Annotated in this window: 1 protein-coding gene and 1 pseudogene; both read right to left on the reverse strand. The window is 43.7% G+C overall.

From position 1 onward, the window contains the following. Positions 1-301 (reverse strand): SHOCT-like domain-containing protein (locus CVN76_RS00855; RefSeq protein ID WP_442857522.1); only part of this gene is annotated, 301 nt, incomplete at its 3' end. Between the two features lie 308 nt (positions 302-609). Then, positions 610-985, reverse strand: a pseudogene (locus CVN76_RS00860) (excinuclease ABC subunit UvrA); the annotation flags it as partial.

Genomic DNA, 985 nt, shown 5'->3' on the forward strand with positions numbered 1-985 from the left:
CTTCCACTGATTTGCCGAAGTTGAAATCAAGGTCGGTATCTTTGATTTTCTTAAAAGCACTCTCAACGAAATCAAGAATCTTATCTTTCGATGACTGGATATTCTTCTTGAATGTATCCTGAGTGCTTCCTTCACTTTTCTTTTCCACGACTACAGTCGATAATTCATTTTGCAGTACCTGCCCTTTTGCTTCACTTTCCTGACTGGCTTTCTCCAATTCTTCCAATAGGCCCATGGCTTCGTCCGCGGATAGCTTTCCATCCTGAATCATTTCTAGAATCTTCTTTCTTTCCTCCTGCATGAACATTCCTCACTTTCTTCTATCATTTTATTCATACATACGCCTAGATATCTAAAAAGTTTCATAAATACTGTTTTTACCATCATTCGACAAAGTGAACTGACATTTTCCGAAACGGAAAACATGATATTCCCCCGGAAATATTCCGCTTTCCCAGCATTTAATCAAATGATTGATTAAATGCTGACTTTCATTTTTCTACAAAATAACAGGTAGCCTGCAGGAAAACGCGAAGATCATGGCGAGGTTGATCTTGGGCCGGTTCTTCCCAAAACAAAAGGGGAGCAAGCCTGATGGCTCGCTCCCTTTCATGCATGTTCATGCTCTTGTTCTTTTGCCTCGATCAAGTTTTCCATGCGGATTTGGTCACGCGTCAATACTGGCTTTAAATATTTGCCCGTGTATGATTCGGAAACCTCACATATTTTCTCAGGTGTACCATAGGTGACAATCGTTCCGCCCTTGTCCCCGCCTTCCGGTCCCAGGTCAATGATATGGTCCGCCGTTTTGATGACATCAAGGTTATGCTCAATCACTAAAACGGTATCACCGTTGTCAACCAGGCGCTGCAGCACCTCAAGCAGCCTTGCAATGTCATGGACATGGAGCCCGGTAGTCGGTTCATCCAGGATATAGAAGGAGCGTCCGGTCGAACGGCGATGCAATTCAGAAGCAAGCTTCACC

It is taken from the genome of Bacillus sp. mrc49, from assembly GCF_002803435.1.